Raw genomic sequence first — 13,831 nt, 5'->3', positions numbered from 1 at the left:
TAACCCGCCTTGAGGCAAGCGTTAATTTGATTGTCCCCCGCTCTGTGGCCTGATCGACCGGATGAAGGCTTCGACGCTGGGCAGCGTCTTTTCCACCATCACATCCACGCCCGCCGCATTGGGATGCATGCCGTCGGCAAGCTGGTATTCGGCATGGGTGGCGACGCCATCGAGGAAGAACGGATAGAGCTCCAGCCCATACTCGCTGGCGAGTTCGGGATAGATCGCGTTGAAGTCCGCGCCATAATCGGCGCCCATATTTGGCGGCGCCATCATGCCCATCAGCATCACCGGAATTTCGCGGTCCTGAAGCCGCTCGATGATCGTCGACAGGTTTTCGGCGGCCCGATCCGGCGAAAGGCCGCGCAACGCATCATTGGCGCCAAGCTCCAGGATCACGGCATTGGCGCTGTCGGGCACCGACCAGTCGAGCCGGGCCAGACCGCCGCTGGTGGTATCGCCCGAAACGCCGGCATTGGAGATCGCAACATCGTAGCCGGCCTCCTTGAGCGCGGTCTCAAGCTTTGACGGGTAATCCTCGCCCGGCGCGAGTTCGTAGCCGGCGACCAGACTGTCGCCGAGCACGACGATTTCGAGCGGCGTTTCGGCGCTTGCCGAGGCGCCGGAGAGCGCAAGAGCGGCAAAAACAATCGGCGCTGTCGCTTTTAATCGCATGGTCGAACTCCTAAATCCAGTTTTCACCCGGTCCATCGGGACCGTAGCTGCGTATTCCTCTATGTGTTGAGCCGATCATCGAATTTCAAAGCGGGAAGCGAATTTGTCCGAAAATCTGATTGCACTTGAAGACGCCCACCTGACCTTAGGCAGGGGCACCGCCGCCGTTCATGTGCTGAAGGGCATGTCGCTTGACATCGGCAGCGGCGAATCTGTCGGCATTCTCGGCCCCTCCGGCTCCGGCAAATCGACGCTGCTGATGGTGATCGCCGGCCTCGAGCGGCTCGACAGCGGCGAAATCACCATTCTCGACACCCCGCTTTCGAACCTCTCGGAGGATGCGCTTGCAGCCTTCAGGGGCGAAAATATCGGCATCGTGTTCCAGTCCTTTCACCTGATCGCCAACATGACGGCGCTTGAAAACGCCGCGATCCCGCTGGAGCTTGCCGGCAAGCGCGACGCCTTCCAGCGCGCCCGCGCCGCCCTTGAGAGCGTGGGCCTCGGCCATCGTCTCAGCCATTATCCCGGCCAGCTTTCCGGCGGCGAGCAGCAGCGGGTGGCGATTGCCCGGGCGCTGGCGCCGGAACCGGCGGTGCTGATCGCCGACGAGCCGACCGGCAATCTCGACGGCGATACCGGCGCGCAGATCGCGGACCTGCTTTTCGCTCGCCAGCGCGAGATGGGCACCACGCTCGTACTGGTCACCCATGACGCAACGCTTGCCGCGCGCTGCGACCGGCAGGTGCACGTCCGCTCCGGCGAAATCGTTTCCCCCGCCGGGCTTGCCGCGCAATGAGGCAAAACCGACTCAACCTTCTCCTCGCGCTGAAATTTGCGCTGCGCGAAATGCGCGGCGGGCTTTCGGGCTTCTACATCTTCCTCGCCTGCATCGCGCTCGGCGTGGCCGCGATCGCCGCCGTCAACTCGGTGTCGCAGGCCGTCAATGCAGGGATTGCCGAACGCGGCCGCGAGATTCTCGCCGCCGATATCCGCTTCGAACGCGACAACGAGCCGCTTTCCGGCGATGCGCTTGGCTATATCGAGACGCTGGGGCAGACGTCGCAATCGGTGACGATGCGCTCGATGACCCGGCTTCCCGATGGCACGGACCAGTCGCTCGCGGAGATCAAGGCCGTCGACGGGGCCTATCCGCTCTATGGCGAAGTCATAGCCGATCCCGCCATGCCCGTCGGCGAAGCGCTTGCCGAGACCGATGGCCGATACGGCGTTCTTGTCGCGCCACTCCTGGCGGAGCGGCTGGGGCTTGCCCCCGGCGACAGTCTGCTGCTCGGCAATGCAGAACTCGTCGTATCCGGCACTTTGGTGCAGGAGCCCGACGCGCTTTCGGAAGGCTTCGCCTTCGCCCCGCGCATCCTGATCAGCCGAGACGCGCTCGACGCCTCGGGCCTCGTCCAGATCGGCAGCCTTGCCGAATACGGCTACCGCGTGCGGCTCGCCGATCCGGCGACAACGCCGGAAGCGGTGAAGACCGAGGCGGAGGAGAAATTCCCCGATACCGGCTGGCAGATCCGCACCAGCGACCGCGCGGCCCCCTCGCTCAGCGAGAATGTCGACCGGCTGTCGGAATTCCTGACGCTGGTAGGCCTTGCCACGCTGATCACAGGCGGCGTCGGGATTGCCAATGCGGTCAGCGCCTATCTGGAAAGCCGCCGCCGGGCGATCGCCGCCTTCAAATGCATGGGCGCGCCGGCTGACATGGTGGTCGCGATCTATTTTCTGCAGATCATGCTGGTCGCGCTGATCGGGATTGCGATCGGCCTCGTTTTCGGGGCCATCATCCCGCTGATCGCGCTGCCGCTGCTCTCCTCTCTGCTCGAAATCGCGATCCCCGCCGGCATCTTCCCCCTCGCTCTGGCGCTGGCGGCGCTGTTCGGCATCCTGACCGCGCTCGCCTTCGCGATCCTGCCGCTCGCCGCCGCCCGCAATGTGCCGGCGACCGCGCTGTTGCGCGAGCACAGTTTTGACGAGGGCGGCCGCCCGGCCTGGCCGTTCCTGGTGGCCACCGGGGTGACGCTGGCAGTATTGGCCGCACTTGCGATCTTCACCGCACAAGAACGCTTCGTCGCGGCTGTGTTTCTTGCCTCCGTCGCCGGCGCCTTCGTGGTGCTGCGGCTGGTGGCGCTCGCCATCAAGTGGCTTGCCGCGAAGTCCCCGCGCCCGCACGCGCCCTCGCTCAGGCTCGCGGTCGGCAATATCCACCGTCCCGGCGCGCTGACGGGTTCGGTCGTGCTTTCTCTCGGCCTCGGGCTCACGCTGCTGGTCGGCCTGGCGCTGATCGACGGCAATCTCAACCGCGAGCTTTCGCGCTCGCTGCCGGAACGCGCGCCCGATTTCTTCTTCGTCGACATCCAGGGCAGCGAGGTCGACGGCTTCAAGGCGCTGATAAACGAGGAAGCGTCTGAGGGCGAACTGGCGCTGGTGCCGATGCTGCGCGGCCGCATCCTCGCCCTCAACGACACGCGGGCGAGCGAATGGGAAGCCCCTTCGGAAGACGCCAAATGGGTGCTCAGAGGCGACCGCGGCATCACCTATGACGCCGACCTGCCGGAAAACTCGACGCTCGCCGAGGGCGAATGGTGGCCAGAGGACTATAGCGGCGATCCACTGGTGTCGTTTTCAGCGGAGGAAGGACAAGAGCTCGGCCTCAAGCTTGGCGATACCGTAACCATCAGCGTGCTCGGCCGCGATATCACCGCGACGATTGCGAATTTCCGCAATGTCGAATGGGACTCGCTGTCGATCAATTTCGTGATGGTGTTTTCGCCAAACACCTTCGCCGGCGCGCCGCATGCCTGGCTCGCCACCCTCACCGATCCGGGCTCGGATACCGCCAAGAACGCTGACATCCTGGGCGCCGTCACCCGCGCCTTCCCGACCGTCACCACGATCGAGGTAAAAGCGGCCCTGGAAATCGCGGGCGATCTCGTCAGCCAGCTTGCGACCGCGATCCGGGCGGCGGCGGCAATCGCGCTGATCGCGTCCGTGCTCGTGCTCTCCGGCGCGCTGGCCGCCGGCAATCGCCGGCGCGGTCATGATGCGGTGGTGATGAAGACGCTGGGCGCGACCCGCCCGGCGCTGATCCGGGCCTTCGTCTACGAGTATCTGCTCCTGGGGCTTGCAACCGGCGTCTTCGCGCTCGCCGCCGGTTCGGCTGCTGCATGGTATGCGCTGACGAAGATCATGATGCTGCCCTTTGCCCTGCTGCCGCCGGTGGCGCTTGCCACCGTCATCGGCGCGGTGATCGTCACCGTCGCCATCGGCCTTGCCGGCACCTGGCATCTGCTCGGCCAGAAGCCCGCGCTCTATCTGCGCGAGCTTTGAGGGCCTGGAGAAATGAGACTATTTGTCGCGGCGCAGCGCGTCCATCAGTTCGGCGTTACGGCGGTCGGCCCAGTAGTTCTGCACCGCGAACAGCGCCCAAAGCGCGGCAACCGGCCAGCCGATCAGGGTGATCTGCAGGATCAGGCAGATGACCCCCGAAAACGGTTTGCCGATGGTGAAAAACGAAAGCCACGGCAGAATGACGGCGATGAAATAGCGCATGAATATCCTCTTATCTGAAGACCGGACGAACGGGTCTTTTTAAGGGAAGATGGTGCTTTCGGTCGCGGTTTTGGAGGCCGGACGGCTCAATCTTACGAAAATTTGAGGAATTGGCGACCGATTTCAAACGGATATGCCTTGTATCACATTGCCATTCCCCTCATATTATCGTCAGGCTTGCTGGAGCCCCCCAGCGGCGCCTGGGCTGTCGCCATGCTGCGATGCCCGACACCGTGAGCAACGAGGGGCTTTTTTAGAGGAACTCAATGGCTGATCTTCGCAACTATCAGAACCACGCGCAGGCGGGAGCCCAGGCGAGCGCTGAGATCGATCAGGGACTGCGCGCCTATATGCTGCGCGTCTACAATCTCATGGCGCTTGGCCTCGTGATCACCGGCATCGCGGCTTTTGGAATCTTCACGGCCTCGGTATCGGGCGATGCCAGCGGCCAGGTTCAGCTTACCCAGTTCGGTCAGGTCATGTACGCCTCGCCGCTGAAGTGGCTCGTCATGTTCGCCCCGCTGATCGCCTTCTTCTTTCTGGCGTTCCGCATCAACAAGATGAGCGTCGCCGCCGCCCAGACCGCGTTCTGGGTCTATGCCGGGCTGACCGGTATTTCGCTGTCGACGATCTTCCTGGTTTATACCGGCCAGAGCATCGTCCAGACCTTCTTCATCACCGCTGCCTCGTTCGGCGCGCTGTCGCTTTACGGCTACACCACCAAGCGTGATCTGTCGGCGATGGGTTCCTTCATGGTGATCGGCCTGTTCGGCATCATCATCGCCATGATCGTCAACATCTTCCTGCAGTCGAGCGCGCTCGGCTTCGCGATCTCGGTTCTCGGCGTGCTGATCTTCGCCGGCCTGACAGCCTGGGACACGCAGAAGATCAAGGAAATGTATTATGAAGGCGACGGCCATGAAGTGGCTGGCCGCAAGGCGGTGATGGGCGCGCTGACGCTCTACCTCGACTTCATCAACATGTTCCTGTTCCTGCTGCGCCTGCTCGGCAACCGGAACTGATCCCGATCGAGGATATCAACCTGATCAAGGCGGCTTTCGGGCCGCCTTTTTCATGCCCGCTTCCATGAGGAGGGTAAGCGGATTATCGTTATCGCATCCCTCCAACCGCCGCGACCGAGACCATGACCGTAATCCTCCGCCCTGCCGCACCCGCCGATCTTACCGCAATCACCGAAATCTATGCCGAAAGCGTGCTGAACGGGGTCGCGAGCTATGAACTGGAGCCGCCGGGCCGGGACGAAATGGAAGCGCGGATGACCGCGATCACCGCCGCCCATTACCCCTATCTTGCCGCCGTCGAGGGCGACCGCGTGATCGGCTATGCCTATGCCAGCGCCTTCCGCACGCGGCCTGCCTATCGCTGGCTGGTCGAAAACTCGGTCTATCTCTCTCCGGAAGCACGCGGCAAGGGCGTCGGCAAAAGCCTGCTTTCGCGGCTGATCGAGGAATGCGAGACGCGCGGCTTCCGCCAGATGGTCGCCGTCATCGGCGGGGCCAGCCCGGCCTCCATCGCGCTCCACGCGGCGCTCGGCTTCACCGAGGCGGGCCGGCTGACGGGCACCGGCTTCAAGCACGGCAAATGGTTGGACACCGTATTCATGCAGCGCCCGCTTGGCGAGGGGAACCGGAGCGACCCGCTGCCATTATCGCTTTGACCGCGTGTGACATCGCCGCCGGCGGAACCATCCGCTCGGGCCGCGCATTGAAGAAGACGGGACGCCTTGCAAAGACGGACGAATCCCTGCACTTTCCTCATCCTCCCTTCATTTCGGGCAAGGAAAACGATTTGCGCTACGCCATCTATTTCACTCCCGCCATCGACCATCCCCTGACGATTGCCGCCAGCCGCTGGCTCGGCTACGACGCCTTTGCCGGCGAGGAACGGCCGTTTCCAGACAGTATCGCGCTCGCCGCCGGCCGGATGAGCGCCGTGACGGCGGCGGCCGCCCGCTACGGCTTCCACGCCACGCTGAAGGCGCCGTTCCGGCTAGCCGACAACGCCACGCCGGCAGCGCTGGAGGCCGCCTTCGACGTGTTCTGCCGCAAGCACAGCCCGTTCGACATACCCGAATTGAAGCTCGGCAAGCTCGGCAAGTTCCACGCCCTCGTTCCGGCTGGAGAAAGCCAGATGCTGCAGGATTTCGCCGCCGATGTGGTGCGCTATTTCGAGCCGATGCGCGCGCCGCTCGCCAATGAGGAGATCGCGCGGCGCAAGCCGGAGGAACTGAGCGAGACCGAGCGCGACAATCTGGAGCGCTGGGGCTACCCTTACGTCTTCGATGACTTCCGCTTCCACATGACGCTGACGGGGCCGGTGACCGGAACCGACATGCATGTGATCGAGACAGCCATCGAGGATTATTTCGCCCCCTTCGTCGGCAAGCCGCTTGAAATTTCCGGCCTCGGGCTGTTCATGGAGGAGCGGCGCGGCGCGCCCTTCGTCATCCGCCGCTGGCAGCCGCTGACGGGTGGCCAAACCACGCTTTTCGGGACCGAAGAGACAGGTACGAGTGAGACTGAGGCCGGAGAAACCGAGGAATGAGCGCCGAAACCGTTTTCACCAATGCGCGGATCGTGCTTGAGGACGAGATCGTGCATGGCGCGCTCCTGGCGCGCGACGGCGAAATCGTTGACATCTCGGGACACCCGACCCGCCATGGCGACGACATGGAGGGCGACTACCTGATCCCCGGCCTGATCGAGCTTCACACCGATCATCTCGAAGGCCATTATGCGCCGCGCCCCGGCGTGCGCTGGGACAAGATCGCGGCCGTGCAGGCCCATGACGGCCAGATCATCGCGTCCGGCATCACCACTGTTTTCGACTGCCTGCGCATGGGATCCGACGATACCGACGGCTTCGATCTCGGCGAGATGCGCGACATGGCCGACGCGATCCAGCAGGCCGAGCGCGAAAACCGGCTGAAGGCCCAGCATTTCCTGCATCTACGCTGCGAGGTTTCCGCCGCCAACGTCATGGAGCATTTCGCCGGCTTCGAGAACGATCCGCATGTCAGGCTGACATCGCTGATGGACCATGCGCCGGGCCAGCGGCAGTTCACCGATCTTTCCCAATACGAGCTTTTTTACAAGCCGAAGCGCGGACTTTCCGATGAGGCCTTCGCCGCCTTCGTCGCGGAGCGTCAGGGCCAGTCGGAAAAATATGCCGGGCGGCACCGGCAGATGATCTCCGACCACTGCGCCGCCCGCGGCATCGCCATTGCCAGCCACGACGACGCCACGCTTGCCCATGTGGAAGAGGCGATCGGCCATGGCGTTGCGGTCGCCGAGTTTCCGACGAGTCTCGAGGCCGCCAACGCCTCGCACAAGGCTGGAATGTCGGTGCTGATGGGCGCGCCCAATGTGGTGCGCGGCAAATCGCATTCCGGGAACATCGCCGCGCGCGATCTCGCAGAGCGCGGCGTGCTCGATGTGCTGTCGTCGGATTACGTGCCTTTCAGCCTGCTCTACGCGCCGTTCATCCTCGCCGATACGATCGAGACGATCAGCCTGCCGCGCGCGCTGAAGATGGTGACGGCGACTCCGGCGAGAGCCGTGAAGCTTGACGATCGCGGGCGGATCGCGCCGGGGCTGAGGGCCGATCTGGTGCGCGTCCACCGCCCCGCCGGCGCGCCGGTGACCCGCGCTGTCTGGCGGGCCGGCAAGCGGGTGGCCTGACCGGATGGCCGAGCCGGGCAGGATGATCGTCGTGGTCGGCCCGAGCGGAGCGGGCAAGGACAGCGTGATCAACTACGCAGCTACCGTCCTTCGAAGCCATCCGCGCTTTGCCGTGGTGCGGCGCGTAATCACCCGGCCGAGCGACCACGACAGCGAGATCCACGAGACCATGACACCGGACGCCTTCGCGGCAAAAAAGGCTGTGGGCGGCTTTGCGGTTTCATGGTCCGCGCATGATCTGGACTACGGCATACCGGCCGAACACCGCGCCTTCGTCGCCAATGGCGGGGTGGCGCTCTGCAACGGTTCGCGCAAGGCGCTCGATGATTTCCGCGCGGCCTTTGCCCGGCTCACCGTGGTCAATGTCACCGCGCGGCCCGAAATCCTTGCCGCAAGGCTTGCCGCGCGTGGGCGCGAGAGCGCCGAACAAATTGCCGCCCGCCTTGCCCGGTCGACCATGGCGGTTCACGGCGAATTCGATGTGGTTACGATCGACAATTCCGATGCGCTTGAAACCGCCGGCGATCGGCTGGTTGCGCTTATCAGGGAAAGCCTTGCAGCCAGTGAGCCCTGAACCTCAGGCCTCGACCTCGACATCCGTCAGCGGACGCGAGCAGCAGGCGAGGATATAGCCCTCCTCGATCTCGTCATCGAGAATGCCGCCATTGTGCTGCATGTCGACCTTGCCGGATTTGCACATGGTGCGGCAGGTGCCGCAGATGCCGCTCTCGCAGGCGGCGGGAATACGGACCCCGGCATTGCGTGCGGTCTGCAGGATCGTGAAGCCGGGCGGCACCTCGGCGCGTACGCCCGAATCGGCGAATTCGATCACCAGCCGCCTGTCCTCGTCCGCGCTTTCGCCGACAAAGACCGCCGGCGTCGGCGCTTCCGGCTTGAAGGTCTCCTGGAAATAGTTGTTTTCCATGTCGAAGCTGGAGCTTTCAAGCGAATCCCGAACCGTCGCCATGAACGGATCTGGCCCGCAGCAGAACACGCGACGCTCCAGGAAATCCGGCACCAGAAGCGCGATCTTGGCGCGGTCGATAAAGCCCTTCAGCCCGGACCAGAGCTGCGTGCGCTCCAGCTCGGTGACGATGAAGCCGAGATTGAAGAACGGCATGTAGCGCGCCTTGTACTCCAACTCCCAGCGGAAGATGATGTCGTTGGGCGAGCGGGCGCAGTGGATGAAGGCGATATCGGTGTCGGGATCGCGGTCGCCGAGATCGCGCGTCATCGACATCATGGGCGTGATCCCCGAGCCCGCCGAGATGAACAGGTATTTCTCCGCCGGCTTGGTGACATAGGTAAAATCGCCGAGCGGGCCGATCGCCTTCAGCTTCATGCCGGGATGCAGGTTCTCGAACATCCAGCGCGTGCCGATGCTGTCCTTCTGCGCCTTCACCGTCACCGCGATGGTGAAGGGCCGGGTCGGGCTGGACGAGATCGTATAGGTCCTGAGGATCGGCTCGGGGCCGACAGGAAGTTCCAGCGTGATATACTGGCCCGGCATATAGCGGAACCAGATATTCTCCTGCTCCGCCTTGAAGGTGAAGGTCATCACGTCCGGCGCTTCCGGCGTCCAGGCCACGCATTCGAGCATATGCTCGCGGCCATTCCACGGCACCATCTCGTCGATATGCTTGAAGGGCTGCGGCTTGATCATGTCAGGCAACGATCGACAGCGGCGCGGCGGTGTCGGAAAGCCGCGAAATCGAAGTGTTCGCGTACCATTCGACGAACTGCATCACGCCGCCCTCATCCTCGTCGCAATAGGGGCCGGGCTCATAGGCGGGCGAGCGGATGCCGCGCGCGTTCTCTTCAACGATCTGGCGGTCCTGGTCGTTGGTGAAGGTCCAGACATGGGTGAGTTCCTCGAGATCGTAGTCGATGCCCTCGACCGCGTCCTTCGGCACCAGCCATGTGGTGGTGACCTCGGTTTCCTCCGGCCCGAGCGGCAGCACACGGAAGGAGATTGCGTGGTCGCCCAGGAAATGGTTCCAGGTGGTGGGATAATGAAACAGCAGCAGCGCGCCGATTCCGGCGGCGTTGGTCTTCGGCCCCATCGGCTTCTTCACCGCGCGCTGGCCGGACATGGTGTAGCTTTCCGCCCCCGCGATCAGCGGCATGCGGGTGATGCGGAACTGGCCGTCGGGATTGATGAAGAATTTCGCCTCAAGTCCCGCCGCCTCGCAATGGGCCCAGTGCGCCTGGATTTCCGGATCATCCGCCATCCCCTGCACGCCGGTGACGGAGGCGGCTTCGGGATAGGTGCGGCAAAGCTCCGGGTGATTGGCGGCGCAGTGATAGCACTCGCGATTGTTCTCCCAGACGAGCTTCCAATTGCCCTTCTCGACGATCGAGGACTTGAAGGCCACTTTGGTCTCGCGAATGTTATGGGGCGCGATATAGGGGGCGATCGTCTCCCTCAGCGGCGCGATATCGGGCGCGGCATCGGCGAGGCAGATGAAGATATAGCCCTCGATGCTCTCGCAATGGACCGGCTTCAGCCCGTATTGCGCCTTGTCGAAATCCTCGCCCATGTGGCGGACATATTGCAGCGAGCCGTCGAGGTCATAGGTCCACTGGTGATAGGGACAGACGAGCTTGGCGGTGGTGCCCTTTTCCGCGGAGCAGACGCGCGAGCCGCGATGGCGGCAGGAATTATGCAGCGCCCGGATGACCTTGTCGCGCCCGCGCGTGAGGATCACAGAATAATCGCCGATCTGGATCGTCAGGTAATTGCCCGGACGCGGCAGTTCGCAATCATGGGCGACGAACAGCCAGTCGCGATAATAGAAATTCTCCATGTCGACGCGGAAATAGTCCGGGTCGGTATAAAACGGCCGGGCGAGCGTGAAACCGTCGCGGCGGTTCTTCAGCTCTTCCAGCATCTTCTGGCGTATCGTCATGGCGGCCTCCGGGGCGAAGACGGGCAATAATTTTCATTTAATCACCCGCGCCCTTCGGCATGCATTCCATTCACGACATGACTTTCGGAAAAGACGACACGCGTCTTTTGCGCGTCACCCGCGCGCCAGCGCCGTGACTTCGATCTCGATCCGGTATTTCGGGTCGATCAGGCCGCATTCGATCATGGTCGCCGCCGGCGGGTTGTCGCCGAAGGTTTTCGCCAGCAGCGGCCAGCAGGCCTCGAAATCCGGCGCATGCGGCAGGTAATAGGTGACCCGCACGACATCGGCAAAGCTCGAGCCGGCCTCGCCGAGCGCCTTCTCGATGGCCGCCAGCGCTGAGCGGCACTGGCCTTCGACATCCTCGGGAATATCGATGCCCTGTGCGGTGGTGCCCGCCACATGCACGAAGCCGCCCGCGACCACGGCGCGGCAATAACCGATCTTCTTCTCATAAATCCCGCCCGAGAAAATCCGTCGCATCAGAAAATCCTTTGTTCAGCGTTTGGGTTGTTTTAAACGATGATGGAACAGGAAGGGCGGGATTACCATGGCGCGGATCATCGATATCAGCCGGGAAGAAGAGCTTGCGCTGGCGGAGGGCCGGCAGTTGCTGATCGCCGGCGAACTGGTCGCGATACCCACCGAAACCGTCTACGGCCTTGCCGGCGACGCCACAGATGCGGACGCGATCGCGAAAATCTACGCCGCCAAGAACCGACCTTCCTTCAACCCGCTGATCTGCCATATGGCCGATCTTGCGATGGCCGAGCGCTATGCCGAGTTCTCGCCGCTGGCGCGCGAACTTGCCGAGGCCTTCTGGCCCGGTCCGCTGACGCTGGTGCTGCCGCTGAAGCCGGAGGCCGGGATCGCAACCGCGGCCACCGCCGGGCTTTCCACGGTCGCCGTCCGGGTGCCGCGCGGCTTCGCCGGCCGGCTGATTGCCGAAACCGGCCACCCGCTGGCAGCCCCCAGCGCCAACCGCTCCGGCCGGCTGAGCCCGACCACGGCCGGCCATGTGGACGCCGATCTCGGCGACCGGCTGCAACTGATCATCGATGCCGGTCCCGCAATCGTCGGGGTCGAATCAACGATCCTCAAGGTCGAGGGCGAGACCATCACCCTGCTCAGGCCGGGCGGCATCCCCGCTGAGGCGGTGGAGCGGCTGACGGGCCTTTCGGTGACGCGGCCCGCCAGCCCCGGCGCGATCGAGGCCCCTGGCATGATGGCCTCGCATTATGCGCCCAACGCCGCCGTGCGGCTCAATGTCAGCCATGTCGAGCCCGGCGAGGCGCTGATCATGTTCGGCGCGCCCGTGATCGACAATGCCGCGGCTGCCCATGTCACGCTTCAGCTCTCCAAGACCGCCGACACAGCGGAGGCGGCAAGCAGGCTCTATGACGTGATGAAACAGGCCGATCTGAGCGGCGCCAGCGCGATCGCTGTGACGCCCATTCCCCATGATGGCATCGGCGAGGCGATCAACGACCGGCTCGCCCGCGCCGCGGCCCCCCGCCCCAAGGACTACGACTGAATGCCCGGCCCTGAGAAAGACCTGATCGCCCGTTTCGCCGAAATCGTCGGCGCAAGCCACGCCCTGACCGAGCCCGGCGATATCGCACCCTACCTCACCGAGACCCGGGGCCTCTATCACGGCGCGACTGCGCTGGTTCTGAAGCCCGGTTCCACCGCAGAGGTGGCCGCGATCATGAAGCTTGCGAGCGAGACCAAGACCCCGGTCGTGCCCGCATCCGGGCGTACGGGCCATGTCGGCGGTGCGGTTCCGCGCGAGGAGGGCACCGATATCGTGCTCTCACTGGAACGCATGACCAATATCCGCAAGATCGATACCGCCGGCAATTTCATGGTGGTCGATAGCGGTGTGATCCTTGCCGAGGCACAGAAGGCCGCAGCCGACAATGACCGGCTGTTCCCGCTGTCGCTCGGCGCGGAAGGCTCGGCGCGCATCGGCGGCAATCTTGCGACCAATGCCGGCGGCACGGCGGTGCTCGCCTATGGCAATATGCGCAATCTCTGCCTCGGCCTCGAAGTGGTGCTGCCCACCGGCGAGATCTGGAACGGCCTGCGCTCGCTGAAAAAGGACAACACCGGCTACGACCTGCGCGACCTGTTCATCGGCGCGGAAGGCACGCTCGGCATCATCACCGGCGCGGTGCTGAAGCTGTTCCCCCGCCCGAAGGGCCATCAGGTGGCCTTTGCCGGGGTCGCCTCGCCGGAAAAGGCGCTGGCGCTGTTCAATCTCGCCGCCACCCGTTGCGCGTCCGCGCTGACGGGCTTCGAGCTCATGGCCGAGATGGCCTTCGCGTTCACGGTCAAGCATACCGAAGGCGCGCGAAACCCGCTGTCGACCGCCTATCCCTGGTACACGCTGATCGATGTTTCGACCTCGGACAGCCAGGAATCGGCCAACGCCATGATCACGGCATTGCTGGAAGAGGCCTTTGAACAGGGCCTGGTGGAAGACGCCGTGATCGCCAAGTCCGACGCCGAAATCGCCGAACTCTGGCATATGCGCGAAACCATGTCGGAGGCGCAGAAGCCGGAGGGCGGGTCGATCAAGCACGATGTCTCGGTTCCGGTCTCCGCCGTGCCCGCCTTCCTGCAAGAGGCGGATGCGGCAGCGATGGCGGCCGTGCCGGGCGCGCGCATCTGCGCCTTCGGCCATCTCGGCGACGGCAATATCCACTACAACATCTCGCAGCCGGAAGGCGCGGACAAACCCGCCTTCCTGGCGCGCTGGGGCGAGGTCAACGCAATCGTCCACGCCATCGTGCTCGCCCATGGCGGTTCGATTTCCGCCGAACACGGCATCGGCCGGCTGAAGCGCGACGAGCTTGCGCGCATTCGCGAGCCGATCGAGATCGAGCTGATGCGGCGGATCAAGAAGGCCTTCGATCCCGCCGGCATCATGAACCCGGACAAGGTGTTGAAGGCCTGATACGCACCCGCAGCTTTGGGGCG

Annotated in this window: 14 protein-coding genes; 9 read left to right on the top strand and 5 right to left on the bottom strand. The window is 64.1% G+C overall.

Annotation, left to right across the window (positions count from 1 at the left end; translation table 11 throughout):
• Positions 1-21: 21 nt before the first annotated feature.
• On the bottom strand, positions 22-675 hold the full coding sequence (locus tag V6765_RS16645; protein ID WP_448430737.1) for an arylesterase: 654 nt from the start codon (positions 673-675) through the stop codon (positions 22-24).
• A 103-nt stretch (positions 676-778) separates the two neighbouring features.
• On the opposite strand from V6765_RS16645, the gene V6765_RS16640 reads away from it, so the two are divergent.
• Positions 779-1,471: an ABC transporter ATP-binding protein gene (locus tag V6765_RS16640; RefSeq protein WP_448430735.1), complete on the top strand. Its 693-nt coding sequence runs from the start codon at positions 779-781 to the stop codon at positions 1,469-1,471.
• On the top strand, positions 1,468-4,017 hold the full coding sequence (locus V6765_RS16635) for an ABC transporter permease (RefSeq protein WP_448430732.1): 2,550 nt from the start codon (positions 1,468-1,470) through the stop codon (positions 4,015-4,017). Before V6765_RS16640 ends, V6765_RS16635 begins: the two co-directional genes overlap by 4 nt.
• Before the next feature lie 18 nt (positions 4,018-4,035).
• Here the strand turns inward: V6765_RS16635 and V6765_RS16630 are convergent, their stop codons facing one another.
• A complete protein-coding gene (locus tag V6765_RS16630; protein ID WP_018064780.1) occupies positions 4,036-4,239 on the bottom strand; it encodes a hypothetical protein in 204 nt (67 codons plus the stop codon).
• Positions 4,240-4,505: 266 nt separating this feature from the next.
• On the opposite strand from V6765_RS16630, the gene V6765_RS16625 reads away from it, so the two are divergent.
• The 5 genes from V6765_RS16625 to phnN all read left to right on the top strand — a co-directional run bounded on the left by V6765_RS16625 (position 4,506) and on the right by phnN (position 8,514).
• Positions 4,506-5,261, top strand: coding sequence for a Bax inhibitor-1/YccA family protein (locus tag V6765_RS16625; protein ID WP_448430730.1), 756 nt, complete (start codon positions 4,506-4,508; stop codon positions 5,259-5,261).
• 122 nt (positions 5,262-5,383) lie between these two features.
• Entirely contained in the window at positions 5,384-5,917 is a 534-nt protein-coding gene (locus V6765_RS16620) for an N-acetyltransferase family protein (protein ID WP_448430728.1), read from the top strand.
• Positions 5,918-6,048: 131 nt separating this feature from the next.
• A complete protein-coding gene (locus tag V6765_RS16615) occupies positions 6,049-6,804 on the top strand; it encodes a DUF1045 domain-containing protein (protein ID WP_448430726.1) in 756 nt (251 codons plus the stop codon).
• The gene (locus V6765_RS16610; RefSeq protein ID WP_448430724.1) at positions 6,801-7,940 is read left to right on the top strand and encodes an alpha-D-ribose 1-methylphosphonate 5-triphosphate diphosphatase; all 1,140 of its coding nucleotides are present in this window, start codon (positions 6,801-6,803) and stop codon (positions 7,938-7,940) included. The genes V6765_RS16615 and V6765_RS16610 overlap by 4 nt, the downstream gene beginning before the upstream one ends.
• 4 nt (positions 7,941-7,944) lie before the next feature.
• Positions 7,945-8,514, top strand: coding sequence for a phosphonate metabolism protein/1,5-bisphosphokinase (PRPP-forming) PhnN (gene phnN / locus V6765_RS16605; RefSeq protein WP_448430722.1), 570 nt, complete (start codon positions 7,945-7,947; stop codon positions 8,512-8,514).
• A gap of 3 nt (positions 8,515-8,517) precedes the next feature.
• Here phnN and V6765_RS16600 read toward each other — a convergent pair whose 3' ends face one another.
• The 3 genes from V6765_RS16600 to V6765_RS16590 all read right to left on the bottom strand — a co-directional run bounded on the left by V6765_RS16600 (position 8,518) and on the right by V6765_RS16590 (position 11,332).
• The gene (locus tag V6765_RS16600; protein WP_448430720.1) at positions 8,518-9,603 is read right to left on the bottom strand and encodes a 2Fe-2S iron-sulfur cluster-binding protein; all 1,086 of its coding nucleotides are present in this window, start codon (positions 9,601-9,603) and stop codon (positions 8,518-8,520) included.
• A 1-nt stretch (position 9,604) separates the two neighbouring features.
• Positions 9,605-10,849, bottom strand: coding sequence for an aromatic ring-hydroxylating oxygenase subunit alpha (locus V6765_RS16595; protein ID WP_448430718.1), 1,245 nt, complete (start codon positions 10,847-10,849; stop codon positions 9,605-9,607).
• Between the two features lie 114 nt (positions 10,850-10,963).
• Entirely contained in the window at positions 10,964-11,332 is a 369-nt protein-coding gene (locus V6765_RS16590; protein WP_448430716.1) for a RidA family protein, read from the bottom strand.
• A gap of 67 nt (positions 11,333-11,399) precedes the next feature.
• On the opposite strand from V6765_RS16590, the gene V6765_RS16585 reads away from it, so the two are divergent.
• Together V6765_RS16585 and V6765_RS16580 are read left to right on the top strand one after the other, a co-directional pair.
• On the top strand, positions 11,400-12,383 hold the full coding sequence (locus V6765_RS16585) for an L-threonylcarbamoyladenylate synthase (RefSeq protein WP_448430714.1): 984 nt from the start codon (positions 11,400-11,402) through the stop codon (positions 12,381-12,383).
• A complete protein-coding gene (locus V6765_RS16580) occupies positions 12,384-13,808 on the top strand; it encodes an FAD-binding oxidoreductase (protein ID WP_448430712.1) in 1,425 nt (474 codons plus the stop codon).
• Positions 13,809-13,831: the final 23 nt, after the last annotated feature.

Source organism: Martelella sp. FOR1707 (assembly GCF_053484265.1).
This window is presented reverse-complemented; position numbering and strand designations above follow the sequence as displayed.

Excerpts from the sequence above, each read along its gene's own strand:
- V6765_RS16645 (WP_448430737.1), bottom strand. The coding sequence starts at position 675 with ATGCGATTAAAAGCGACAGCGCCGATTGTTTTTGCCGCTCTTGCGCTC.
- V6765_RS16635 (WP_448430732.1), top strand. The coding sequence starts at position 1,468 with ATGAGGCAAAACCGACTCAACCTTCTCCTCGCGCTGAAATTTGCGCTG.
- V6765_RS16630 (WP_018064780.1), bottom strand. The coding sequence starts at position 4,239 with ATGCGCTATTTCATCGCCGTCATTCTGCCGTGGCTTTCGTTTTTCACC.
- V6765_RS16625 (WP_448430730.1), top strand. The coding sequence starts at position 4,506 with ATGGCTGATCTTCGCAACTATCAGAACCACGCGCAGGCGGGAGCCCAG.
- V6765_RS16620 (WP_448430728.1), top strand. The coding sequence starts at position 5,384 with ATGACCGTAATCCTCCGCCCTGCCGCACCCGCCGATCTTACCGCAATC.
- V6765_RS16610 (WP_448430724.1), top strand. The coding sequence starts at position 6,801 with ATGAGCGCCGAAACCGTTTTCACCAATGCGCGGATCGTGCTTGAGGAC.
- phnN (WP_448430722.1), top strand. The coding sequence starts at position 7,945 with ATGGCCGAGCCGGGCAGGATGATCGTCGTGGTCGGCCCGAGCGGAGCG.
- V6765_RS16600 (WP_448430720.1), bottom strand. The coding sequence starts at position 9,603 with ATGATCAAGCCGCAGCCCTTCAAGCATATCGACGAGATGGTGCCGTGG.
- V6765_RS16595 (WP_448430718.1), bottom strand. The coding sequence starts at position 10,849 with ATGACGATACGCCAGAAGATGCTGGAAGAGCTGAAGAACCGCCGCGAC.
- V6765_RS16590 (WP_448430716.1), bottom strand. The coding sequence starts at position 11,332 with ATGCGACGGATTTTCTCGGGCGGGATTTATGAGAAGAAGATCGGTTAT.
- V6765_RS16585 (WP_448430714.1), top strand. The coding sequence starts at position 11,400 with ATGGCGCGGATCATCGATATCAGCCGGGAAGAAGAGCTTGCGCTGGCG.
- V6765_RS16580 (WP_448430712.1), top strand. The coding sequence starts at position 12,384 with ATGCCCGGCCCTGAGAAAGACCTGATCGCCCGTTTCGCCGAAATCGTC.